15 protein-coding genes and 1 pseudogene are annotated in these 23475 nt (G+C 71.7%); 6 read left to right on the top strand and 10 right to left on the bottom strand.

Annotation, left to right across the window (positions count from 1 at the left end):
* Positions 1-131: 131 nt before the first annotated feature.
* The 3 genes from H9L09_RS15990 (at position 132) to icmA (ending at position 5155) form a co-directional block, all read left to right on the top strand.
* The gene (locus tag H9L09_RS15990) at positions 132-2699 is read left to right on the top strand and encodes a putative bifunctional diguanylate cyclase/phosphodiesterase (RefSeq protein WP_187577844.1); all 2568 of its coding nucleotides are present in this window, start codon (positions 132-134) and stop codon (positions 2697-2699) included.
* Between the two features lie 64 nt (positions 2700-2763).
* On the top strand, positions 2764-3258 hold the full coding sequence (locus H9L09_RS15995) for a MarR family winged helix-turn-helix transcriptional regulator (RefSeq protein ID WP_187577845.1): 495 nt from the start codon (positions 2764-2766) through the stop codon (positions 3256-3258).
* 157 nt (positions 3259-3415) lie between these two features.
* Positions 3416-5155: a coenzyme B12-dependent isobutyryl-CoA mutase large subunit gene (gene icmA / locus H9L09_RS16000; RefSeq protein ID WP_187577846.1), complete on the top strand. Its 1740-nt coding sequence runs from the start codon at positions 3416-3418 to the stop codon at positions 5153-5155.
* A gap of 86 nt (positions 5156-5241) precedes the next feature.
* On the opposite strand, the gene H9L09_RS16005 is transcribed toward icmA, so the two are convergent.
* The 3 genes from H9L09_RS16005 to H9L09_RS16015 all read right to left on the bottom strand — a co-directional run bounded on the left by H9L09_RS16005 (position 5242) and on the right by H9L09_RS16015 (position 8294).
* A complete protein-coding gene (locus H9L09_RS16005) occupies positions 5242-6138 on the bottom strand; it encodes a hypothetical protein (protein ID WP_187577847.1) in 897 nt (298 codons plus the stop codon).
* Between the two features lie 207 nt (positions 6139-6345).
* Positions 6346-7317, bottom strand: a complete 972-nt coding sequence (locus H9L09_RS16010) for an aldo/keto reductase (protein ID WP_187577848.1) — start codon at positions 7315-7317, stop codon at positions 6346-6348.
* An 89-nt stretch (positions 7318-7406) separates the two neighbouring features.
* Positions 7407-8294 carry an aldo/keto reductase gene (locus H9L09_RS16015; protein ID WP_187577849.1) on the bottom strand — a complete coding sequence of 296 codons (888 nt, stop codon included), beginning with the start codon at positions 8292-8294 and terminating at the stop codon, positions 7407-7409.
* Between the two features lie 111 nt (positions 8295-8405).
* Between H9L09_RS16015 and H9L09_RS22510 the strand changes: the two genes are divergently transcribed.
* Both H9L09_RS22510 and H9L09_RS16025 read left to right on the top strand, forming a co-directional pair.
* The gene (locus H9L09_RS22510) at positions 8406-9362 is read left to right on the top strand and encodes a tetratricopeptide repeat protein (protein ID WP_187577850.1); all 957 of its coding nucleotides are present in this window, start codon (positions 8406-8408) and stop codon (positions 9360-9362) included.
* Between the two features lie 134 nt (positions 9363-9496).
* Positions 9497-10240, top strand: a complete 744-nt coding sequence (locus H9L09_RS16025) for a sirohydrochlorin chelatase (protein ID WP_187577851.1) — start codon at positions 9497-9499, stop codon at positions 10238-10240.
* 3 nt (positions 10241-10243) lie between these two features.
* On the opposite strand, the gene H9L09_RS16030 is transcribed toward H9L09_RS16025, so the two are convergent.
* The 7 genes from H9L09_RS16030 to H9L09_RS22515 all read right to left on the bottom strand — a co-directional run bounded on the left by H9L09_RS16030 (position 10244) and on the right by H9L09_RS22515 (position 22476).
* Positions 10244-11284 (bottom strand): NUDIX hydrolase, encoded by a 1041-nt coding sequence (locus tag H9L09_RS16030; protein WP_187577852.1) that lies wholly within the window; start codon positions 11282-11284, stop codon positions 10244-10246.
* A gap of 31 nt (positions 11285-11315) precedes the next feature.
* On the bottom strand, positions 11316-13511 hold the full coding sequence (gene glgB / locus H9L09_RS16035) for a 1,4-alpha-glucan branching protein GlgB (protein ID WP_187577853.1): 2196 nt from the start codon (positions 13509-13511) through the stop codon (positions 11316-11318).
* On the bottom strand, positions 13508-14971 hold the full coding sequence (locus H9L09_RS16040; protein ID WP_187577854.1) for a maltokinase N-terminal cap-like domain-containing protein: 1464 nt from the start codon (positions 14969-14971) through the stop codon (positions 13508-13510). The genes glgB and H9L09_RS16040 overlap by 4 nt, the downstream gene beginning before the upstream one ends.
* Entirely contained in the window at positions 14968-16746 is a 1779-nt protein-coding gene (gene treS, locus H9L09_RS16045; protein WP_187577855.1) for a maltose alpha-D-glucosyltransferase, read from the bottom strand. Before treS ends, H9L09_RS16040 begins: the two co-directional genes overlap by 4 nt.
* Entirely contained in the window at positions 16746-18755 is a 2010-nt protein-coding gene (locus H9L09_RS16050) for an alpha-1,4-glucan--maltose-1-phosphate maltosyltransferase (RefSeq protein ID WP_187577856.1), read from the bottom strand. Before H9L09_RS16050 ends, treS begins: the two co-directional genes overlap by 1 nt.
* A gap of 200 nt (positions 18756-18955) precedes the next feature.
* Complete coding sequence (locus H9L09_RS16055) at positions 18956-20596, bottom strand: M36 family metallopeptidase (protein WP_281390860.1); 1641 nt, start codon at positions 20594-20596, stop codon at positions 18956-18958.
* Positions 20494-22476: a M36 family metallopeptidase gene (locus H9L09_RS22515; RefSeq protein ID WP_281390766.1), complete on the bottom strand. Its 1983-nt coding sequence runs from the start codon at positions 22474-22476 to the stop codon at positions 20494-20496. The genes H9L09_RS16055 and H9L09_RS22515 overlap by 103 nt, the downstream gene beginning before the upstream one ends.
* Positions 22477-22676: 200 nt before the next feature.
* Here H9L09_RS22515 and H9L09_RS22690 point away from each other — a divergent pair.
* Positions 22677-23366: pseudogene (locus tag H9L09_RS22690) on the top strand (DUF3417 domain-containing protein); the annotation flags it as partial.
* Positions 23367-23475: the final 109 nt, after the last annotated feature.

The raw sequence follows: 23475 nt of genomic DNA on the forward strand, positions 1-23475 counted from the left end.
GGGGAGCCGCCGGGCGGACGCAGCCGCAGCTGCGCACCCTGCAGCTGGCGCTGGTCCTCACCGCGCTCTACCTGCTGTGGCTCGACGCCGGCCTCGGCGGCCCGCGGCTGAGGGCGGCGGTCAGCGACCTGGTGTTCGTCGTCGCCCCGCTGGTGGCGGGCCACCGCTGCTGGACCGCCCACCGCCGACGCGGCCAGACCCACACCGGCTGGGCGTGGTTGGCGGTGGGCTGCCTCGTGTGGGCCGGGGGCTCGATGGCGTTCGCCGCCTACGACCTCGGCGTCGGGTCGGCCCCGCCGCTGCCCTCGCCGGCGGACCTCGGCTACATCGGCTACGCGCTGCCGGTCATCATCGGCGCCTCCCGGTTCCCGGTCGCGCAGAGCGTGGTCTGGTCGCACTGGCGGCTCACCTGGGACGGTGGGGTGATCGCCTGCTCGCTGCTGCTGGCCAGCACCGTGTGGGTGCTCGAGCCGCTGGTCGAGGCGTCGTCGCTGAACGCCGCGACCGCCGTCGCGATGGCCTACCCCCTCGCGGACGTGGCGGTGGCGGCGGCCGTGCTGACCCGGTTGATGGTCGTGCCGCGGACCCAGTGGCGCGTGTGGGGGCCCCTGGGCGCCGGCTGGCTGGTGCTCACCCTCACCGACAGCATCTACGTGACCCGGACCTTCCACCACCAGTTCGCACCCGGCGGGCTGGTCGACCTCGGGTGGCTGCTCAGCTTCGCGCTGGTCGCCGTGGCCGCCGCGTCCCCGCCGGTGGAGTGCGAGGTCGCCGGGCCGGTCGCCGTCGCCGACCCGCCGTCGGTGCTCCAGCAGCTGCTTCCCTACGCCTCGCTCGCTCTCGCCGTCTCGGCGGTGGTCGCGAAGCCGGCGCTGACGCACGGCCCGTTGCTGTGGCTGGTGGTGCCGCTGGCCATCGCCGCGACCGGTCGGCAGTGCATCGTGGTCGCCGACCACACCGCCTCGGCCAGGCACCTGTCCGAGGCCGTCGCACGACGTACCGCCGAGCTCGGCCACCGCGAGCAGTGGTGGCGCGAGGTGGTCCACAACCTGACCGACGTGGTCGTGGTCATCGACACCCGCGGCGCGATCGAGTACCGCAGCCCGTCCGCCGAGAGCACGCTCGGCTCCTGGCCGTCGGGCGTCACCACGGCCGAGGCGCTCGCCGCGCACGTGCACCCCGAGGACCTCGGGCCCGTGATGGGGGTCGTGGAGCCGGTGGTGCTCGGCCGTCGGCGTACCGGCTTCGTGGAGTGCCGCGTCGAGCTCTCCGACGGCAGCTGGGGCTGGTTCGAGGTGACCGTGGTCGGTCAGCTCGCCGAGCGGGCGCTGAAGGGCACCGTGCTCACCCTGCACGACGTCAGCGAGCAGCGCCGGCTCACCGACCGGCTCACGCACGAGGCGTCGCACGACGCGCTGACCGGGCTGCCGAACCGGACCCTGCTGATGCGCCGCCTCGCCGAGGTGCTCGCCGAGGGGCAGCGGCGGCGCTCGGCGCTGCTGCTCATCGACCTCGACGACTTCAAGGTCATCAACGACCGGCACGGCCACGCGTCCGGCGACCTCGTCCTCGAGGTGATCGCCCGGCGGCTCCGCAGGGCGGTCCGGGCCGACGAGACCGTGGCCCGGCTCGGCGGCGACGAGTTCGCGCTGCTGATGCGCGGGGACCGGGCCCAGGTGCAGGACCGCGCGCGGCGCCTGATCGAGCGGATCGGCAAGCCCGTTCAGGCCGGCGGGCGGACGTTCCTGGTGCGGGCCAGCATCGGCGCCGTGTTCGCCGGCGAGAGCGACGAGACGCCGCACTCGCTGCTCTCCCACGCCGACATCGCGCTCTACGAGGCGAAGGCCCGGGACAAGGGCGGCATGGTGCTCATCGACGGCGACGAGCGCGCCATGGCCGCCCAACAGGTGCACCTGCGCGAGCAGATCGCCCAACCCGACCTGGAGCAGTTCACCGTGGTGTACCAGCCGATCGTCGACCTGGCCGACCTGCGGGTCCGTGGCGTCGAGTGCCTGCTGCGGTGGAACCAGCCCGACATCGGGGCGGTGCCGCCGGACCAGTTCATCCCGATGGCCGAGGCGGGTGGCTCGATCCAGGTGCTCGGCTGGCACGTCCTGCGCGAGGCCTGTGCGCAGCTCGCGCGGTGGAAGCAGGAGCGGCCCGACCACCGGATCGCCGTCGGCATCAACGTCTCCAGCCGCCAGCTCGACGAGCCGGGCTTCGCCGCGGCGGTGCTCCGGCTGATCGCGCAGCACGACCTCGACCCCGAGCTGGTCGTCGTCGAGCTGACCGAGCAGTCGCTGGCGCTGGACTTCGAGACCGCGGTCGCGGTGGTCAAGGACCTCCGGGCCGGCGGCGTCTCGGTGGCGGTCGACGACTACGGCACCGGCTACTCCTCGCTGCGCTACCTGCACCGCTTCGACGCCGACGTCGTGAAGATCGACCGGAGCTTCATCTCCCACCTCGTGGACAGCCCGCACACCCAGAAGATCGTCCGCTCGGTCATGCACATGGCCGACTCGCTGGACCTCCAGTCGATCGCCGAGGGGATCGAGACCTGCGACCAGCTGGCGCTGGTGCGTGACCTCGGCTGCGCACTGGGCCAGGGCTACCTCTTCTCGCGGCCCGTCGCCGCGGAGGAGATCCTGCCGCTGATCGGTCCCGACGGGGTGCTGGTGACGGCGCCGGCCCTCAGCTAGCGGCCCGCGGACCGGTGACGGGCGCCCGCAGCGGGTGCCGCGGTCGGCACTAGGGTGTCCGAGCATGGGGAGGAAACTGCCGTTCGACCCGATCGACGAGGCCGCCCGGCAGTGGGGTCTGCGCTGGGGTGCCGTCGAGCAGATGCACGCCGTCACGTCACTGATGCGGGTCCAGCAGCTGGTGCTCGCCGAGCTCGACGAGCTGCTCCGTCCGCACGGGCTGACCTTCGCCCGCTACGAGGCGCTCGTGCTGCTCACGTTCTCGCGGACCGGCGCGCTGCCGCTGGGCAAGATGGGGGAGCGGCTGCAGGTGCATGCCACCTCGGTGACCTCGATCGTCGACCGGCTGGAGACCGCCGGGCTCGTCGTACGCCGTCGCCACCCCGAGGACGGGCGCGCGGTGCTGGCAGAGATCACCGACGCCGGCCGTGAGCTGGTCGAGCGCGCCACCGCCGACCTGGTCGCCGCCCGGTTCGCGCTGACCGCCCTGGACCCGGCCCAGCTGCACGAGCTCTCCCAGCTGCTGCGTCCGGTGCGCGAGCAGGCCGGCGACTTCTGACCCGCGCCTCCCGCGTCCCGGGATTACCACGGGATGTCGGCGTTCTGATGCTTCCCGGGGGCTGTGGCCCATGGGGAGCGTCAAAAGTCCGACATCCCATGGTGTTCTGCGACCGCGCGGCTCGACGGGAGATAGTAGGACGTCCTAGTATCGGGGCATGACCCAGGACGCCACACCCGCCGAGTCCGCACGCCGCCGCTGGGAGGACCGCTACGCCCGCTCCCTCGAGCAGGGGCGGGTCCGCGAGGCGGACTTCACCACCGTGTCGGGCCTGGAGGTCGAGCCGGCCTACGGCACCGACGGGTCGGAGTGGCCCGGGGAGTTCCCGTTCACCCGCGGCCTCTACCCGACCGGCTACCGCGGTCGCGCCTGGACGATCCGCCAGTTCGCCGGCTTCGGCAACGCCCAGCAGACCAACGAGCGCTACAAGATGATCCTGGGTCGTGGCGGAGGCGGCCTGAGCGTGGCCTTCGACATGCCGACGCTGATGGGCCGCGACAGCGACGACCCGAAGGCGCTCGGCGAGGTCGGCCACTGCGGGGTGGCGATCGACTCGACCGCCGACATGGAGACGCTCTTCGACGGCATCGACCTCGGCGACGTCACCACCTCGATGACGATCAGCGGCCCCGCCGTGCCCGTCTTCTGCATGATGATCGTCGCCGCCGAGCGAGCGGGCGTCGACACCGGCAAGCTCAACGGCACCCTGCAGACCGACATCTTCAAGGAGTACATCGCGCAGAAGGAGTGGCTCTTCGCACCCGAGCCGCACCTGCGCCTCATCGGTGACCTGATGGAGTACTGCGACGAGAGGATCCCGGCGTACAAGCCGCTCTCGGTCTCCGGCTACCACATCCGCGAGGCCGGCTCGACCGCCGCGCAGGAGCTCGCGTTCACGCTCGCCGACGGGTTCGGCTACGTCGAGCTCGGCCTCTCGCGCGGCCTCGACGTCGACAGCTTCGCCCCCGGCCTGTCGTTCTTCTTCGACAGCCACGTGGACTTCTTCGAGGAGATCGCCAAGTTCCGCGCCGCCCGCCGGATCTGGGCGACCTGGCTGCGCGACGTCTACGGCGCCAAGACCGAGAAGGCGCAGTGGCTGCGCTTCCACACCCAGACCGCCGGCGTCTCGCTGACCGCGCAGCAGCCCTACAACAACGTGGTCCGCACCGGCGTCGAGGCGCTCGCCGCGGTCCTCGGCGGCACCAACTCGCTGCACACCAACGCGCTCGACGAGACGCTGGCGCTGCCCAGCGAGCAGGCCGCCGAGATCGCGCTGCGCACCCAGCAGGTGATCATGGAGGAGACCGGCGTCGTCAACGTCGCCGACCCGCTCGGCGGCTCCTGGTACGTCGAGGCGCTCACCGACAAGATCGAGGCCGAGGCCTACGCGATCTTCGACAAGATCCTCGCGATGGGCGGGTCCACGATGACCTCGCGCGACACCGAGGCGCTGGCCGAGGCCGTGCGCCAGGGCACCGGGACACCCGACGGAGCCGTCTGGCCGATGACCCGGGGCATCCTGCGCGGCATCGAGGAGGGCTGGTTCATGTCGGAGATCGCCGAGGCCGCCTTCCAGTACCAGGTCGCCCTGGAGAAGGGTGAGAAGAAGATCGTCGGCGTCAACTGCCACGCCGAGTCCATCACCCACGACCTGGAGATCCTCCGGGTCTCGCACGAGGTCGAGGTCGATCAGGTCCGCGAGCTGGCCACCCGCAAGGCCGGACGCGACCAGGCCGCGGTCGACGAGGCCATCGCCCGGATGGTGGCGGCCTCGGGCAGCGACGACAACATGATCCCGGCGATGCTCGACGCCTGCCGCGCCGAGGCCACGCTCGGCGAGATCTGCGACGCGCTGCGCGCGGTCTGGGGCGAGTACCGCGAGCCGGCCAGATTCTGACCCGCGGCTTCATCCACCAGGTCGTGTCGCCGGTCTGCTCCGGCGAGGCGTCGCCGGACATGCAGACAGGGCTGCACCGTCGCGGATCAGGCGGCGCTCTTCCTCGCCTCGTGCACCTTCGTAGGTCCGTCTACGAGCGCGACGAACGCCTCCAGGCACTCGCGCACGTAGTCGGGGTGGAACATCACGTCCTCCCAGGCGAACCTCAGGACCCTCCAGTCGAGCAGCACCAGCTTGGTGTAGCGGCGACAGTCCCTTCGGAGCGCGCCGCGGCGGCTGTGCCAGGAGTGCGACTCGGCCTCGACGACGAGCCGTCGTTCCACGTCCACGAGGTCGGGCCGTCCACGACCCTGCTTGTCCGCGATGACGACCTGCGGTCGCAGGTCGAGCCCTGGTACGTCGAGGCCGATCGCGCGGAGCACCGACTCGAACGGGTTGGCCGCCAGCGGCGAGGCGGCGTCGGCGATTCGCCGTGCTCGTCGGGCACCGCGCCCGCTCATCCCCGCCGCGATGGCCCGGAGCTCGGCGGGCGTCACGCTGCCGTTCCTGAGCGCCGAGTCGGCGATCGTGAGCGCCTCGTCGAAGGGGAGGAGGCGCAGGCAGTCGACCAGGGTGCGGCGCCGAGAAGTGACCCACCCGTCGATGTCGCCGGGCGCGAGGTCTGCCCAGTGCAGGCAGACGTCACTGCCGTAGTGCGCACGTCGACGACGGCTCCTCGGCACGGTGACGTCGGGGTGCGGCGGCGGCTGCTTGACCTGCCACCCCCAGTGCAGCGCGGCGCTGCGGTGCGACACCACACCGCACAGTCCGCCGGCGGCACGAAGAGCATCGTGCGCCACCGGCGCGGCGTACCGGCCACGCGAGAGCCGGACGATCTCACCCGCGGCGAGGGCCAGGTCCACGTCAGCGCGCGAGGTCTCAGCGATGAGGTCCGCGCGCGAGGCGACGCCACCGAGCCGGACGAGATGGGAGGCAACGTTCATGGCGGTCAGCCTGACGCGTTCGGGCGCCACGTGCGCGCGCTTGTCCACAGGGCCGCGGCGGCCGTCCACGCCGAGACGATGGGCCGGGCCCGGCGGGCGTCGTAACCGGACATGCATTGGTGTCCCCCATGCGCCTGTGCCAGGCCTCGCCAGCGCACTGTTTGCATGTCCGTCTCCGACGCGCGGGCCCGCTGTCGTGCCGAGGGGTCAGCGGTGCCCGGCGACCGCGTGCGGCAGGTAGCCCGCGCCGAGCTCCTCGAGCTCCTCGTCGCTGAGCTCGAGGTCAACCGCGGCCACCGCGTCGTGCAGGTGGTGCGGCTTGGTGACGCCCACGATCGGTGAGGTGACGCCCGGCTGCGCCATCAACCAGGCCAGCGCCACCTGGGCCCGGGGCACCTCGCGCCGCTCCGCGACCCGGCCGACCGTCTCCACGATCGCCCGGTCCTCGTCGCGGTAGAGGCTGGAGCCGAACTCGTCGGTCTCGGTGCGGGCCGTGGTCGCGTCCCACTCCCGGGTGAGGCGACCTCGTGCCAGCGGGCTCCACGGCAGCACCCCGACGCCCATGTCCTCGCAGAGCGGCAGCATCTCCCGCTCCTCCTCGCGATAGATCAGGTTGTAGTGGTTCTGCATCGAGACGAACCGCGTCCAGCCCCCGAGGTCGGCGGCGTGCTGGGCCTTCGCGAACTGCCAGGCGTACATCGAGGAGGCGCCGATGTAGCGGGCCTTGCCGGCCTTCACCACGTCGTGCAGCGCCTCCATCGTCTCCTCGATCGGGGTGTGCGGGTCCCACCGGTGGATCTGGTAGAGGTCGACGTAGTCGGTGCCGAGCCGGCGCAGGCTGTGGTCGATCTCGGTCATGATCGCCGCGCGCGAGAGACCCGCGCCGTTGGGACCCGGCCGCATCCGGCCGTGCACCTTGGTGGCCAGCACGACGTCCTCGCGCCGGGCGAAGTCGTTCAGCGCCCGGCCGGTGATCTCCTCGCTGCTGCCGCCGGAGTAGACGTTCGCGGTGTCGAAGACCGTCACGCCCGCCTCCAGCGCGTCCTTGATCACCGACCGGCCGGCGTCCTCGTCGAGCACCCACGGATGCCCGCCACGCGCCGGGTCGCCCCAGCTCATGCAGCCCAGGGTCAGCACCGAGACCTCGAGACCGGTGGAGCCGAGATTGGTGTAGCGCATGGCGCTCCTCCTTGATGGGTGTCCGACTAGGTCCGTCGAGGGCGTCCGCCCTGCCGACGGGGTGACTGTGCAGGGGCCGTGCCGAGCTCTCAGACGGCGGCGGAGAGGGCGGCAGACTCCTCGTCGGTCAGCTCGATCCGCGCCGCCGCGGTGTTCGACTCCAGGTGGTCCACGCTCGACGTGCCGGGGATCGGCAGCATCACCGGGGAACGGCGCAGCAGCCACGCCAGCGCCAGCTGCGACGGGGTGGCGTCGTGGCGCTCGGCGGCCTCGGCCAGCGGGCCGTCGTGCTTGGACAGCTCGCCGGTGGCCAGCGGGAACCACGGGATGAACGCGATGTCGTTGCGCTCGCAGTGCTCGAGCAGCGGCTCGGCGTCGCGGTTGGCGAGGTTGAACAGGTTCTGCACCGAGACGATGGTCGCGGTCTTCTGCGCCTCCTGCAGCTGCTCCACGCTGACCTCGGAGAGGCCGATGTGGCGGATCTTGCCCTCGTCCTGCAGCTGCTTGAGCTCACCGACCTGGTCCTCGAGCGGGACGTCGGGGTCGATGCGGTGCAGCTGGAAGAGGTCGATCCGCTCCAGGCCGAGCCGGCGCAGGCTGAGCTCGCACTGCTGGCGGAGGTACGCCGGCCGGCCGACCGGCGTCCAGATGCCCGGGCCCTGGCGGGTGAGTCCGGCCTTCGTGGCGATCACCACGTCGTCGGCGTACGGGTGCAGCGCCTCGCGCAGCAGCTGCTCCGCGACCTCGGGACCGTAGGAGTCGGCGGTGTCGAAGAACGTGATGCCGAGCTCGACCGAGCGTCGCAGCACGCGGATCGCCTGGTCGCGGTCGCGCGGCTCGCCCCAGACGCCGTCACCGGTCAGCTGCATCGTGCCGTAGCCGAGCCGGACCACCGGCAGGTCGCCGCCGATCGAGTAGCCGCCGGACGCGCCGGCGAGAGAGTCGGTGGCGGGAGTGCTGCTGGTGGTGACGGTCATGGAGCTCCTCGGAATCGGTACAGGGGGGGACTTAGCCACCCTAGTCCGGCGCTGGAGCCGCTCAAGTCGGCCCCGTGTCGGCGCCGACCGTGCGTCGGTCAGAATGGCCTCATGAGCACGACACCGTTCTCGCGTCCCGGCGCCGTCGACCTGTCCGCCCTCAAGCGTCCGGCGGGCGGTGCCCCCGGAGCGGGACCGCGGCCGGGCAGTGCTGCGTCTCCCGCCCCGGGCAGCGCGGGACCCGCCGGCTCCTACGCCGTCGAGGTCGCCGAGGAGAACTTCCAGCAGGTGCTCGAGGCGTCGATGAACGCGCTGGTGCTGATGGTCTTCTACTCGCGCACCCAGATGCCGGCCAGCGCCCAGCTCGCCGACGACCTGACCACCCTGGCCGACGAGTTCGAGGGCAAGTACCTCCTGGGCCGGGTCGACGTCGACGCGGTCCCGCAGATCGCGCAGGCCGTCCAGATCCCGACCGTGCCGTACGTCGTCGCGGTGGTCCAGGGCCGTCCGATGCCGCTGTTCCAGGAGGTCGCGCCGATCGACGACCTGCGTGCCGCGCTGACCCAGGTGATGCAGCAGCTCGCCACCCAGGGGGTCGCCGGTCGGCACCAGCCGCTCACCCAGGCGATGGCCGAGGAGGAGGGCGAGGAGCTGCTCGACCCGCGCTACGCCCCCGCCCAGGACGCGCTGGCCGCCGGGGACCTCGACGGCGCGGTCGCGGAGTACCAGAAGCTCGTCGACGCGAACCCCGCCGACGTCGAGGCCGCGGGCGGTCTGGCGATGGCCAAGGTGCTCCAGCGCACCCAGGGCGCGGACCTGGCGCAGGCCCGGCAGGCCGCGGCCGACCAGCCCGAGGACGTGGACGCCCAGACCCTGGTGGCCGACCTGGACCTGGCCGGCGGCCACGTCGACGACGCGTTCGCCCGGCTGGTGGACCTGGTCCGGCGTACCTCCGGCGACGACCGGGACCGGGCGCGCACCCACCTGCTCGGCCTGTTCGCGGCGGTCGGCAACGACGACCCGCGGGTGCTCAAGGGTCGTCGCGACCTCGCCTCCGCGCTGTTCTGACCGGCCCGCCCCGCGCACTGCTGGTCTCCCGCCGCAGAGCTCGCGGTGGCCCGCTTGCGTGAGGCCTGCGGGTCGCGGAGGCTGGTGCGGACCGTGACCAAGCGCGGCTACCTGCTGGCGACGAAGGAGAGCGCGTGAAGGACCCCGCCCTGGTGGCCTGCTCGCACGGCACCGCCGACACCGACGGCACCGCCGCCGTCTCCGGCCTGGTGACCGCGGTCGCGGCCGCGGTCGAGGTACCCGTCAGCGAGGCGTACGTCGACGTGCACGGGCCGTACGTCGCCGACGTGGTCACCGGGCACCGCGGGGACGTCGTGGTCGTCCCGCTGCTGCTCGCCGCGGGCTTCCACGTGCACGTGGACATCGCCGAGGCCGTCGCGGCGTGGCCGCAGGCGCGGGTCAGCGACGCGCTGGGTCCCGACCCGCGGCTCACCTCGCTGCTGGTGGACCGGCTCGCCGCGGTGGGCGCCGGACCGGACGACCTGGTGCTGCTCGCCGCCGCCGGCTCCTCCGACGACCGCGCGGCCTCCTCGGTGCGGGCCGCCGCCCGCGAGCTCGCCGCCGCCCGGGGTGGTCGGGTGCGCATCGCCTACGGCGCCTCCCGGGTGCCGCGGGTGACCGAGGCGGTCGCCCGGCTGCGGGAGCGGGAGCCGGACCGCCGGGTCGTGCTGGCCTCCTACCTGCTGGCCGCCGGCTTCTTCCAGCGCCGGCTGCACCAGGCCGGCGCCGACCTGGTCACCGCCCCGCTGCTCGAGACCGGCCTTCCGCCCGACCCCCGCCTGGTCGACCTGGTGGTCGAGCGCTACCGGCAGGCCCGGGACCCGGCCGCGCCCGCCGGACCCGGGGCCGGCCGGCGCAGCGTCGGCCCGGCGGCCTGAGGGTCAGCGGCCGGACTCGGTGTAGGGCCGGGTCCCGCCCGGGTCCGCGGAGAGGTTGCGCAACGCCGCCTCGACCCGGCGGGCGGTGAAGTCGGTGGCCCGGTCGCGGACCTCCTCGACGGTGCAGAACCGGGCCGAGCGGATCTCCCGCTCCTGCTTGACCACGTCGTGCAGGACGTCGGGAGCGTGCACGCCGCCGTCGAAGACCAGGCACAGCGCGTCCTCCCAGCCTCCCCACGGCGGCAGCCAGTCGGTCAGCACGAGAGGACCGATCGGCAGCTTCAGGCCGAGCTCCTCCTCCACCTCCCGGACCGCGGCGAGCTGCGGGGACTCGCCGACCTCGACCACGCCGCCGGGCAGGTCCCAGTCCCGCTTGTAGGTCAGCTCGCACAGCAGCACCCGGTCCTCGGGGTCGCGCAGCAGCATCTGGGCGATCGCGCGCTTGCGCGGGAGGAACGAGTTCAGCAGGGTCCGGAAACCGGTCGGGTCGCTCAGCGGCGGGTCCGAGGCCAGCCGCGCCAGGACGACGTACTCCGTCGTCTCGGGGCGGTCCCCGGTGCCCGGGGCGACCCGCTTCACGCCCTCGCGGTGCATCCCCGCGCGGGTCGCCACCCGCAGCGAGCGCTCGTTGCCGGGCTCGACCTCGGCCTCGACCCGCTGCATGTCGAGCTCGTCGAGGGCGTAGCCGATCAGCAGCCGGACCGCGCGGGTGGCGAAGCCCTGACCACGGTGCCCGGAGTAGAGCACCCAGGAGAGCCGGGCGGTCCGGTTGCCCCGGTCCTGGACCTCCACGCTGCCCACCAGGCGGCCGTCGTGCTCGACCACGAAGCTGACCCGGCTGCGGCCCTCGGCGTACCAGCGGCGCCAGTCCTCGACGGCGGCCCGGTGCTGCTCGTAGGACGGCTGCACCACCGGAAAGCCGAACCAGTGCGCGATCTCCTCGTCGTGCCCGGCGATCGCCTCGGCGATGTCGTCGTCCCGCCACGGTCGCAGGACGACGACACCGTCGCTCAGCGTCGGCTGCGGGGGGAGGGAGTCGGGCACCCGATCACCCTAGCCAGCCGCCGGAAGCGGTTCAGTCGCGCCGGCTGAGCCAGAGCGTGCCCAGCGGGGGCAGCGTCACGGTCGCCGACGCCGGCATCCCGTGCCACTGCTTCGCCTCGGCGCGCACCTCGCCCAGGTTGCCCACGCCGGAGCCGGCGTAGAGGTCGGCGTCGGTGTTGAGCGCCTCCACCCAGGTGCCCGCGGCCGGCAGGCCCAGCGTGTAGTCGTGGTGCGGGACCGCGGAGAAGTTCGCCACGCACACCATCTCCGAGCCGTCGGAGCCGCGCCGGACGAAGCTGAACACGTTGTTGCTCGAGTCGTTGGCGTCGATCCACTCGAAGCCGGCGCCCTCGGTGTCCAGCGTGAACAGGGCCGGGGAGTCGCGGTAGATCCGGTTCAGGTCGCGCACCAGGCTCTGCACGCCGCGGTGCTCGCTGTGGTCGAGCAGCCACCAGTCGAGCTCGCGGCCCTCGGCCCACTCCGACTCCTGGCCGAACTCGGCGCCCATGAACAGCAGCTGCTTGCCCGGGTGCGCCCACATGTAGGCCAGGTACGTACGCAGGTTCGCCAGCTGCTGCCAGCGGTCGCCGGGCATCTTGCGCAGCAGCGAACCCTTGCCGTGCACGACCTCGTCGTGGCTGATCGGCAGGATGTAGTTCTCGGAGTAGGCGTAGACCATCGAGAAGGTCATCTGCCCGTGGTGGTACTGCCGGTGCACCGGGTCGTTCTCGACGTAGCCGAGGCTGTCGTGCATCCAGCCCATGTTCCACTTGAACCCGAAGCCGAGGCCGCCGAGGTGGGTCGGCCGGGTGACGCCGGGCCAGGAGGTGGACTCCTCGGCGATGGTCACCGCACCGGGGACCCGCTTGTAGACGGTGGCGTTCATCTCCTGGAGGAACTCCACCGCCTCGAGGTTCTCGCGGCCGCCGTGGATGTTGGGCGACCACTGGCCCTCGTCGCGCGAGTAGTCGAGGTAGAGCATCGAGGCCACGCCGTCGACGCGCAGGCCGTCGGCGTGGAACTCCTCCAGCCAGAACAGCGCGTTGGCGTAGAGGAAGTTGCGCACCTCCTTGCGGCCGAAGTTGAAGATGTGGGAGCCCCACTCCTTGTGCCAGCCGCGCTGGGGGTTCGGGTCCTCGTAGAGCGGGGTCCCGTCGAAGCGGGCCAGCGCCCACTCGTCGGTGGCGAAGTGGCCCGGCACCCAGTCCAGGATGACGCCGATCCCGGCCTGGTGGAGCCGGTCGATGAGCAGCCGCAGCCCGTCCGGGTCGCCGAAGCGGGAGTCGGCGGCGAAGTACGACGTGACGTGGTAGCCCCACGAGCCGCCGAAGGGGTGCTGCATGACCGGCATCAGCTCGACGTGGGTGAACCCCATGTCGGCGAGGTAGTCGACCAGGTTGTCGGCGAGCTCGGCGTAGGAGTACATGCCGCCGCCGTGGTGCTTCTTCCACGACGCCAGGTGCATCTCGTAGATCGCCATCGGCTGGGCGTGGGCGTCGCTGCGCTCGGCGCGCGAGGTCATCCACGCCTCGTCGTTCCAGGCGTAGCCGGGCTCGTGGACGATCGAGGAGGTCAGCGGCGGCACCTCGGCCGCGAAGGCCATCGGGTCGGCCTTCTCGCGCCACACGTCGTCGGCGCCCAGGATCAGGAACTTGTAGCGCGTGCCGGAGCCGACGTCGGGGACGAACAGCTCCCAGACCCCGGAGACGCCCATCTGGCGCATCGGGTGCTCGCGGCCGTCCCAGTGGTTGAAGTCGCCCTTCACCCGGACGCCCTTGGCGTGCGGCGCCCACACGGCGAACGAGGTGCCGGTGACGTCGCCGGTGGGGGACTGGTAGTGGCGCACGTGCGCGCCGAGGACGTCCCACAGCTGCTCGTGGCGGCCCTCGTTGATCAGGTGCAGATCCATCTCGCCGAGCGTCGGGAGGTAGCGGTAGGCGTCGTCGACGAGCGTGGGCTCCGCGCCGGCGTAGCTGACCGCCAGCCGGTAGTCCGGGGGCTCCGGCACGTCGAGCACGCCGACCCAGATGCCTTCGTGCTCGTGGGTCAGGTCGACCCGCTTGCCGTCGTGCACCACCACCACGGACTCCGCGAGCGGGCGGAAGACCCGCACCGTCGTGGTGCCGCCGTGCGGATGGGCACCGAGCACTGCGTGCGGGTCGCCGTGCCGGCCGGACACGACCTGGTCCAGGATGCTGCGGTCGAGCGGGCGGATGGTGCTCGTCACGAGTTCTCCTCGGGTACGTCGTCGGCGCCGGTCCGGCCGGCTCGGTCATGAGGTGCGGGGGCGGTCAGCCGCTTGATCGCGCCGAGCGGGATGCCGATCCAGTCGGGCCGGTTGCGGGCCTCGTAGATCGTCTCGTAGACCGCCTTGTCCGCCTGGTAGGCGTCGAGGAGCACCTGCTGGTCGGGCAGCACGGTGCCGTCCGGGGTGCGGGTGCTGAACTCGGTGTAACCGGCCAGGAACTCGTCCTGGTTGCGGCTGGCCCACTCCCGGGCCCGGTAGGCGATCTGGCTGTTCTCGTTGAGCTCGGGCTCCACGTCGGCCTCCACCGCGTGGGCGGCGTAGTCGAACGAGCGGAGCATGCCGGCCACGTCGCGCCAGGGGGAGTCCGGGGCGATCCGGTCGGCCAGCGGCTTCGCTGGCTCGCCCTCGAAGTCCACGATCTTCCAGCCCAGGGCGGTGCGCAGCGTCTGACCGAGGTGGAAGTCGCCGTGCACGCGCTGCACCACGACCCGCGAGGTGACCTGCTCGACGGCGTCGAAGATGGTGCGCAGCGGGTCGGCGTACGGCGCCAGCTCCGGGACGGCGGCGACCGCGGCGTCGAGCCGGGACCGCATCGCGTCGGCGAGCGCGGAGAGCTCCGCGGGCCCCCACTGCTGGCTGGGGAACGCGGCGGCGAGCGCGTCGTGGACCTCGGCGGTGGCCACCCCGAGCCGCCGGGACTCCGCGCCGAAGTCGCCGCCCACCTCGTCGGCGCGCAGGTCGGCCTCGGCGTAGAGGTCGCGGACGCTGGCCAGGGCCAGGTCCCAGCCGTCGCTGGCGGTGCGCAGGAACTGCTGCAGCATCGCCAGCTGGACCGGCTCGCCACCGGTCTCCTCGGTGGGGTCGAGCTCGAGCCAGCCGTAGAGCGCCGCGACGTGCTCGCTGCCGGCCTCGGTGAGCGCGGCGTGGATCTCGATGTCCGGGTTGCGACCCGGGGTGACCTTGCGGAACACCTTCATCAGGCTGTCGTCGCCGAAGGCGAGCGAGGAGTTGCTCTGCTCGCCGGAGAACAGCGTCGAGTGCGTGTCCATGTCGAGCTCGTGGCCGGTCAACCGGTGGAAGGTCAGGCCGTCCTGGGAGTGGCCGACGTTGAACGCCTGCAGCCACAGCCGCGTCACGGCCCGGTCGTGCATCGCGTCGTAGGCGTGCACCGGGCCGAGCTTCTCGTCGTCCCAGGAGCCGATCAACGCGTGCTCGAGGCGTTCCTGGGGCTCCGCGTAGTAGGCGACCGGCACCTGGTAGGTCTCGGCGCCGCCCTCGTCGTAGTCGACGGTGACCAGCTCGATCCCGACGTACGGCGTGCCGTCCACGTCGGCGGTGCCGAGGGTGCCGACCCGCCGCACGTCGGAGACCTGGAACGCGAGTCCCTTGCCGCCGAACCAGCGTGCGGAGCCGATGAACTGCTCGAAGGCCTTGATCAAGAGGTGCTCCCCTCCTGGAGGGTGGGGTCGTTCGGCAGCGGTGGCACCGCGCCGATCGAGCGCTCGCTGGCCGGTGCCGGGAGCCGGAACCAGTAGAAGCCGTAGGCGCCGAGGGTGAGCAGGTAGGGCAGCTCGCCGATCTCGGGGAACCGGACGCCGCCGAGCAGCTCGATCGGCGCCACCCCCTCGAAGCGGCGCAGGTCCAGCTCCACCGGCTGCGGGAAGCGGGACAGGTTGTGCACGCAGAGCACCCGGTCGACGGTGCCGTCCGGGGCTTCGTACTCGCGCACGTAGGTGAGCACGCTCGGGTTCGAGCCGCCCAGGTCGCTGAAGCTGCCCAGCCCGAACGCCGCGTGCTTGCGGCGGGCGTGGATCATGCGCCGCGTCCAGTGCAGCAGCGACGAGGCGTTCTCCAGCTCGGTCTCGACATTGACGCGTTGGTACCCGAAGACGGGGTCCTGAATCACCGGCAGGGCGAGCCGCCCGGGGGTGGCCACCGAGAAGCCCGCGTTGCGGTCGGCCGTCCACTGCATGGGGGTGCGCACGCCGTCGCGGTCGCCGAGCCAGATGTTGTCGCCCATCCCGATCTCGTCGCCGTAGTAGAGCACCGGCGAGCCCGGCAGCGAGAGCAGCAGCGCGGTGAACAGCTCCATCTGGTTGATGTCGTTGTCCAGCAGCGGCGCCAGCCGGCGGCGGATGCCGATGTTGGCCTTCATGCGGGGGTCCTTGGCGTACTCGCCCCACATGTAGTCGCGGTCCTCGTCGGCCACCATCTCGAGGGTCAGCTCGTCGTGGTTGCGCAGGAAGATGCCCCACTGGCAGTTGTCGGGGATGGCCGGGGTCTGCTCGAGGATCTCCGAGATCGGGAAGCGCGACTCGCGGCGGACCGCCATGAAGATGCGGGGCATGACGGGGAAGTGGAAGCACATGTGGCACTCGTCCCCGCCCTTCTCGAAGTCGCCGAAGTAGTCGACGACGTCCGAGGGCCACTGGTTCGCCTCGGCCAGCAGGACCCGGTCGGGGTAGTGCTCGTCGACGTAGGTGCGGACGTCCTTGAGGAAGTCGTGGGTCTCCTTGAGGTTCTCGCCGTTGGTGCCGGGGCGCTCGTAGAGGTAGGGGACCGCGTCGAGCCGGAAGCCGTCGATGCCCATGTCGAGCCAGAACGACAGCGCCTCGAACATGGCCTGGTGGACCTTCGGGTTGTCGAAGTTCAGGTCTGGCTGGTGGCTGTAGAAGCGGTGCCAGAAGTACTGCTGACGCACCGGGTCCCAGGTCCAGTTGGAGGGCTCGGTGTCGACGAAGATGATCCGGGCGTCGTCGTAGAGCTCGTCGGTGTCGGACCACACGTAGAAGTCACCGTAGGGCCCCTCCGGGTCCGAGCGGCTCGCCTGGAACCAGGGGTGCTGGTCCGAGGTGTGGTTCATGACGAAGTCGATGATCACCCGGATGCCCCGGGCGTGGGACTCGTCGAGGAAGTGGTGGAAGTCGTCCACCGTGCCGACCTCGGGGAGGATGTCGACGTAGTCGGCGACGTCGTAGCCGCCGTCGCGCAGCGGCGACGTGAAGAACGGCGGGACCCACAGGCAGTCGACGCCGAGCCACTCCAGGTAGTCGAGCTTCTCGGTCAGGCCCTTGAAGTCGCCGACGCCGTCGCCGTTGCTGTCCTTGAAGGAGCGCACCAGGACTTCGTAGAAGACCGCGGTCTTGAACCAGTCCGGCTGGTGGTCGGGGAGGCCCTCGGCGGTCGGGGGCATCTCGTGCTGTTCGGCGCTCATCAGGGGATGGCCCTCCGGACGGTGAGGATGTGAGCGGGTTCGTAGTAGGGATCGAGACGGACGTAGTTGCGCTGGCCCCAGGTCCACGACTGGCCGGTGATCTCGTCGTGCACTGAGAACTGGTCGTGCCAGTCCATGCCCAGGGCGGGCATGTTGAGGTTGACGGTCGTCTCGCGGGTGCCGTGCGGGTCGACGTTCACGACCACGATCACGATGTCCTCGAGGCTGCCGGGGTCGGCGCGGTTGCCGTCCACGGCGGGCGCGGACTTGCTGTAGACGACGACCGCGTCGTCGTCGCTGCTGTGCACCGTGAGGTTGCGCAGCAGCTGCAGGCTTCGGTGCTCGCGGCGGATCTCGTTGAGCCGGGTGAGGTACGGCGCCAGCGTCCGGCCCTCCGTCTCCGCGGCCTTCCAGTCCCGGATCCGGATCTGGTACTTCTCGGAGTCGAGGTACTCCTCGCTGCCGGGCTTCACCGCGACGTGCTCGTAGAGCTCGAAGCCGGCGTAGACCCCCCAGCTGGGGGAGCCGGTCGCGGCCAGAGCGGCCCTGATCTTGAACGCCGCCGGGCCGCCGTACTGCAGGAAGCCGTGCAGGATGTCGGGGGTGTTCACGAAGAAGTTCGGCCGCAGCACCGCGCTGCTCTCGTGTGACAGCTCGTTGAAGTAGTCCTCGATCTCCCACTTGGCGGTGCGCCAGGTGAAGTACGTGTAGGACTGGTGGAACCCGACGGTGCCCAGCGCCCGCATCATCGGCGGCTTGGTGAAGGCCTCGGAGAGGAAGACGACGTCCGGGTCGCTCTTGCGGATCTCCCCGAGCAGCCACTCCCAGAACTGCACCGGCTTGGTGTGCGGGTTGTCGACGCGGAAGATCCGCACGCCGTGGCTCATCCAGAGCCGGACTATGCGGAGCACCTCGTTGGCGATGCCCTGTGGGTCGTTGTCGAAGTTGACCGGGTAGATGTCCTGGTACTTCTTCGGCGGGTTCTCGGCGTAGGCGATGGTGCCGTCGGCCCGGGTCGTGAACCACTCGGGGTGCGAGGTGACCCAGGGGTGGTCGGGCGCGGCCTGCAACGCCAGGTCGAGCGCCACCTCGAGGCCGAGCTCACGGGCCCGCGCCACGAAGGCGTCGAAGTCCTCGAAGGTGCCCAGGTCGGGGTGGATCGCGTCGTGGCCGCCGTCCTTGGAACCGATCGCCCAGGGCGACCCGACGTCGTCCGGGCCCGGGTCCAGGGTGTTGTTCGGCCCTTTGCGGTTGACCTCGCCGATCGGGTGGACGGGTGGGAGGTAGATCACGTCGAAGCCCATCGCGGCCACCGCGTCGAGGCGCTCGGACGCGGTCGCGAAGGTGCCGGAGACGGTCTTGCCGGTGGTGGCGTCGACGTAGGCGCCCTCGGAGCGGGGGAAGAACTCGTACCAGCTGCCGGTCAGGGCGAGGGCGCGGTCGGCGAAGAACGGGTAGGGCCCGGCGGTGGTCACCAGGTCACGCAGCGGGTAGGCGGCGAGCACCTCGTCGACGTCGGAGGAGACCGCGGCGGCGTAGCGCACCGGGTCGGGACGCCGGGTGTCGCGGATGCCCTTGAGCGCCTCGTTGAGCGTCGAGCGCCCCTTCGCCCGCCGGGGGAGCTCCGCGACGGCGCGCTCGAGCAGCAGCGCGCCCTCGGTGAACATCAGCTCGACGTCGATCCCGGCCGGGATCTTGATCTCGGCGTTGTGCCGCCAGGTCGCGACCGGGTCGCTCCACGACTCGATCTCGAAGGTCCACGGCCCGACCGCGTCGGGGACCACGTCCGCCTCCCAGCGACCGACCTCCTCGGGTCGCGGGTGCATCCGCACCGGCGGCCGGCGCTTGCCCCGGGGGTCGATGAGCACCACGTCCGCGTTGAGCGCGTCGTGGCCCTCGCGGAAGACCAGCGCGCTGACGGTGAAGGGCTCGCCCAGAGCGGCCTTGGCGGCGTACCGACCTCCTTCGATGACAGGGGTGACGTCCATGACGGGGATTCGTCCGACCATGGGGTCAACGTACCGCCTCGGGCGGGTCAGGAAACCTGCGCATCTCACCGATCCGGTGTGCTCCCCGCGACGTGCCGACCGCGGGAGTGACGGTGGCCTCGCGCGTTCCCCCGAAGCCGCGCAAGCATGCCCGGACCCGCCCCCGGACGTGCCTCGGAGGCCGTCCTCCCGCAGGGGGTGGACGGCCTCCGCAGCATGGATCAGTCGAACAGCTCCAGCTCGGCGGCACGCACCGACAGGTCGGCGTCGGAGGCAGCCTTGCAGTCGGTGGCGTTGAACGGGTCGCTGTCGAGCTCCCCGGCGTAGCCGGCGAAGCCGGTGCACTGGTTCTCGAGCGCGACGAACCGCACGTGGGAGGCGCGTACGTCGGGCAGCGGGAACGTGCGCAGCGCCAGCTTCGGCGCCACCGGCCGCGGCCGCACCGCCGGGAAGGCCGACGCCGGGCTCACGTAGACCCGCTTCCAGACCGCGCTCGGACCCGTGCAGTCGGTGCCCGGTGCCTGCACGCAGGTCTCGATCGCGAACCGGCGCAACGCCGTGAACCGCGATCCCGAGTCCGGGTCGTCCTGCGGGTCGGTGCCCGCCTCGGCGGCCGGCCGCAGCATCGCGCTCACCCGGGCCGAGCGCAGCGTGTGCTTGCCGCCGGCCAGGTCGATGACGACGTAGGGGTTCGCGGCGTCGACGCTCTGCTCGGCGTTCACGCCCGCCCAGCTCGTCGCCTCGGTGTCGTCGATGAGGTAGCCGGCGTTGAGGCTGCCGGCACTCGAGCCGACCACCCGGGCCCCGTTGCTGCCCGAGGCGACGTTGCTCTCCAGCCTCAGTGTCTTGGTCAGCCGCTGGCCGGCCTTGACCGTGAGGGTGAACCGCTTGAGCCCGGTGCCCTGCCCGGCGAACAGCACGTCGTAGCGGCCCGGAGCCATCTTCAGCGACTCGTCGAGCGGCGTGCCCCGCAGGGTGTCGGCCGACGGCGTCGCCCTGGCCTCCCAGCGACCGAGGTAGATCCGGCCGCGAGCGGTCCGGCCGGCCTCGTCGACCAGGACCGGAGCGAAGCGCACCGTGGCCGACTTGGTCCCGGGGGCCCGGTAGCCGGGCACCGGCTGGCCGTCATCGGCGCCGGCGGTGCGGGCGTCGCTGCCCATCCCGCGGCGCGCGAACGCCTGCCACAGCACCAACTGGTCGACCCCGGCGAAGCGCATCTGGTCCGCGGCGAGCATGGCGTCGCGGGCATCCAGCATGCTGGTGGCGCCCTGCTGGAGCAGGAAGGCGTCGAACATCAGCTGCACCCAGCGGCGGTTGCCCGGGCACTTGCTGGCCTCCAGCGGGGCCTTGGTGGCGGTCCCGTCGGCGCAGCGCCGCTGCAGCCGGTCGTTGCCGGAGGGGTAGGCCCGGTCCCACTTGCGCACCAGGGCCTGCCGGACGTCCCACTGGGTGCCGTTCCAGATCTCGCCGTCGGCGTGCACCTCGACCCCGGTGCTGTCGAAGCCGTAGTCGCCGTAGGTCAGCGGGTTGGCGTTGATCGGGTAGTCCCGGATGCCCTCGGTCCTGTTCCCGGTGGCGTAGGGGCCGACCGCCCACGGGTTCGCGCCGTTGGAGTACTGGTGGCTGAAGAGGTACTCCCCGGCGACCAGGTCACCCCAGGACTCGCCCATGGCTCCGCCCTGCTCGGAGGTGATCCCCTCGTCGGGTCCGCCGATCATGCGGTTGCTGATCGCGTGGGTGTACTCGTGGCCGACGATGCTCATGTCGTAGCTGCCGTCGGTGCACGGCGCGTAGAACGCCCCGGCGATCGGCTGGAACAGGTACTGGTTGGTGATGCCGGGGACGCCGTCCTGCAGCGCGATCTGGTTCGCGTTGTCCCGGCCGAGGAAGCTGGGCTGGCCCCGGTGACACCGCCGGCCTGGGCGTTGCCGACCTCCGGGTCGTTCTCCCGGGTCGGGTCCGGGTTCGCGCCCAGGTTGTTCTGCTGCAGGTTGTAGTTCTGCTCGGTGAAGCCGAGGAAGTAGGAGTAGTCGTGCATCCGGTTGTGGGAGGCGAACAGCTGTGTCACGGAGGCATCGATGTCGTTGCCTCCCGGGACCAGGTTGGCCGGGTTGCACCTGCTGTTCTGCCAGGCGTCCGTGAACGCCGGGGTGTACTCCCGGGTCGGTGACACCGGCGCCTGGAACAGGCCTCCCGGCGTGAGCGGGCTGGCCCAGGCCTCGTGGGTGTTCGCCGCGTTGCCGATCGTGGTGAAGGTGGGGGTCTGGGAGTCGAAGCTGTAGTCCCAGGGTGCCTTCGCGGCCAGGTTCACGAGGTCGAGGTCGCAGCCCGGCACCCGGGCCCCGTCGACCTGGTCCTCCCAGCAGCCGACCTTGCGGTTGCCGGGGACCGTGTCGGTGGAGAAGTCCAGCGAGGGGTTCGCGGTGAAGAACGCCCACTTCGGCGGGTACGGCACCTGAGCCTGCGGACCCGTGGAGTCCGAGGTGGTCACCACGGCGGTGTAGGTGCCGGGGGCCGTGAACGGGACGGTGGGGCTCTCGTAGGGACACACCTGGGTGGCGTAGACGCCCTTCGGCAGGGTGCCGCCCGGGGCGTAGGTGAGCGTCTCGGGGCTGGTCCCGAGGTCCGCGGAGGAGAGCGGCTCGCCGTTCGCTCCGAACAGCTTGATGGTGATGTCGTTGGCCGGGTTCACGGTGGAGGCGACCACCGCGATCTGCCGGGTGTTGGCGTCGGTGAGCTCGAACTCGTGTCGCGGCCCGCACTGCGTCGCCGTGATCTCCCCGTTGAAGGGTTGTACGTCGCTGGAGTGCTCCACCTGGTTCTCGCGGTGCAGGACCGCGCCGGTGACGGCGTCCACCATCACCGTGTAGGCCTTGGCCGAGCCGCCCTGCACGTCGACCACGTTGGTCTCGAAGACCGGTCGCACCGTGCCGTCGGCGAGGGCGAGCGCCCGCAGCCGGGCCAGCTGCTCCTGCGCCAGGCCGGTGACCCGCATCCGGGTCCAGTCCCCGCGCGTGACCGGGTCGACCGACCTGGTGATGTCGGAGAGGCTCAGCCTCTCGCCGACGTTGGTGGCCGCGGTGAGCCAGGCTTGCTCGGCGTTCAGCACCGGCGCGGCAGGCGTGCCGGTGGTCCGGGTCAGGGACGAGGAGACGTAGACGATCCGGCCGTCGGCCACGCCGACGGTGACCATGCTGGCCAGCGCCGGGGACAGCTGTCCGAACCGCTGGCGCAGCAGCACCGCCCGGGCGCGGGAGCCGGCGAGCTTCTGGTTGTTCACCAGCTCCAGGCCCTCCACCTGGCTCGAGCTCAGCCCGAGCAGCGAGCGGTGGGTCCGCACCCAGTCGCGGGCGGCCGTGACCGCGTCGGCGCCGCCGGTGGAGCCGAGGCTCCCGGAGGGGGAGAAGATCGAGGACGGCGTGCCGAAGGCGTTCCAGCGCACGGTCGCGCCGAGGGCCGCTGCCGCGCGGCGCTGGGTGAGTGTCGGCGCCGCCGTACCGCGGGTGTCGAGGTCGCCGAGGCCGGCGGGGGAGTCGCCCCACCCGCGCGAGGCCGCGGCGGCGGGGCCGGTGCGGTCGGCGCCGAAGCTGCTCAGCGGCAGCTGGGCCACGCTGACGGCGAGCGCGGTGGCGAGCAGTCCGGCGGCACCGCGGCGCCGGGCGGAGGTGCCGGACCGGCGCCGGGTGCGGGTGCGCGGCGGGGTCTGCGGGAGGGGTGGCGGAGCGGCGGGCGCAGGGGACAAGAGGTGCCTCCGGGTGAGGGTTCCGGTGCTCGGGATCGTGGAGCACCCCTTCAACGGCCGCAGGTGGTCCGGGTTACGCGGTTGGTCACGTTTCGGTCATCTGTCTGAACCATTGGATCGTTCAAGTCGAAATCCGCTACGGTGCTCGGGTGAGAGCAATCCGACGATTCACCGTCCGTCCTGTCCTGCCCGAAGCGCTGGTGCCGCTGGGCGAGCTGGCCGGGAACCTTCGCTGGTCCTGGCACCCCGAGACCCAGGACGTCTTCGCCTCGGTCGACCCCGAGCAGTGGGAGCGCGTCGGTCACGACCCGGTCAAGCTGCTCGGCGCGGTCAAGTCCTCCCGGCTGCAGGAGCTCGCCGGTGACGAGGGCTTCCTCGAGCGGCTGCGGCACGCCCGCGCCGACCTCGAGCAGTACCTCACCGGCGACCGCTGGTACCAGAGCGCCGCCGGGCCCGACGCCCCCCGCGCCATCGCCTACTTCTCCCCGGAGTTCGGCATCACCGCCGTCCTCCCGCAGTACTCCGGCGGCCTCGGCATCCTCGCCGGCGACCACCTCAAGACCGCCAGCGACCAGGGCGTCCCGATCATCGGCGTGGGCCTGCTCTACCGGCACGGCTACTTCCGCCAGTTCCTCTCCCGTGACGGCTGGCAGCAGGAGACCTACCCCGTCCTCGACCCCGACGGCCTGCCGATCTCGCTGCTGCGCGACGAGGCCGGCAACGTCGCGAAGGTCGAGATCGGCCTGCCCGGCGACGCCTCGCTGACCGCTCGGATCTGGGTGGCCCAGGTCGGCCGCGTGCCGCTGCTGCTGCTCGACTCCGACGTGGAGGAGAACAGCCCCGAGATCCAGCAGGTCACCGACCGGCTCTACGGCGGCAACACCGAGCACCGGCTCCGTCAGGAGCTCCTGCTCGGCATCGGCGGCGTGCGCGCCATCCGCGCCTTCAACCGGCTCACCGGCACCCCGCGCCCGAGGTCTTCCACACCAACGAGGGCCA

This window comes from Nocardioides mesophilus (assembly GCF_014395785.1).
GTDB classification, from domain to species: Bacteria; Actinomycetota; Actinomycetes; order Propionibacteriales; family Nocardioidaceae; genus Nocardioides_B; species Nocardioides_B mesophilus.

Excerpts from the sequence above, each read along its gene's own strand:
- H9L09_RS15995 (WP_187577845.1), top strand. The coding sequence starts at position 2,764 with ATGGGGAGGAAACTGCCGTTCGACCCGATCGACGAGGCCGCCCGGCAG.
- icmA (WP_187577846.1), top strand. The coding sequence starts at position 3,416 with ATGACCCAGGACGCCACACCCGCCGAGTCCGCACGCCGCCGCTGGGAG.
- H9L09_RS16005 (WP_187577847.1), bottom strand. The coding sequence starts at position 6,138 with ATGAACGTTGCCTCCCATCTCGTCCGGCTCGGTGGCGTCGCCTCGCGC.
- H9L09_RS16010 (WP_187577848.1), bottom strand. The coding sequence starts at position 7,317 with ATGCGCTACACCAATCTCGGCTCCACCGGTCTCGAGGTCTCGGTGCTG.
- H9L09_RS16015 (WP_187577849.1), bottom strand. The coding sequence starts at position 8,294 with ATGACCGTCACCACCAGCAGCACTCCCGCCACCGACTCTCTCGCCGGC.
- H9L09_RS22510 (WP_187577850.1), top strand. The coding sequence starts at position 8,406 with ATGAGCACGACACCGTTCTCGCGTCCCGGCGCCGTCGACCTGTCCGCC.
- treS (WP_187577855.1), bottom strand. The coding sequence starts at position 16,746 with ATGAGCGCCGAACAGCACGAGATGCCCCCGACCGCCGAGGGCCTCCCC.
- H9L09_RS16050 (WP_187577856.1), bottom strand. The coding sequence starts at position 18,755 with ATGGTCGGACGAATCCCCGTCATGGACGTCACCCCTGTCATCGAAGGA.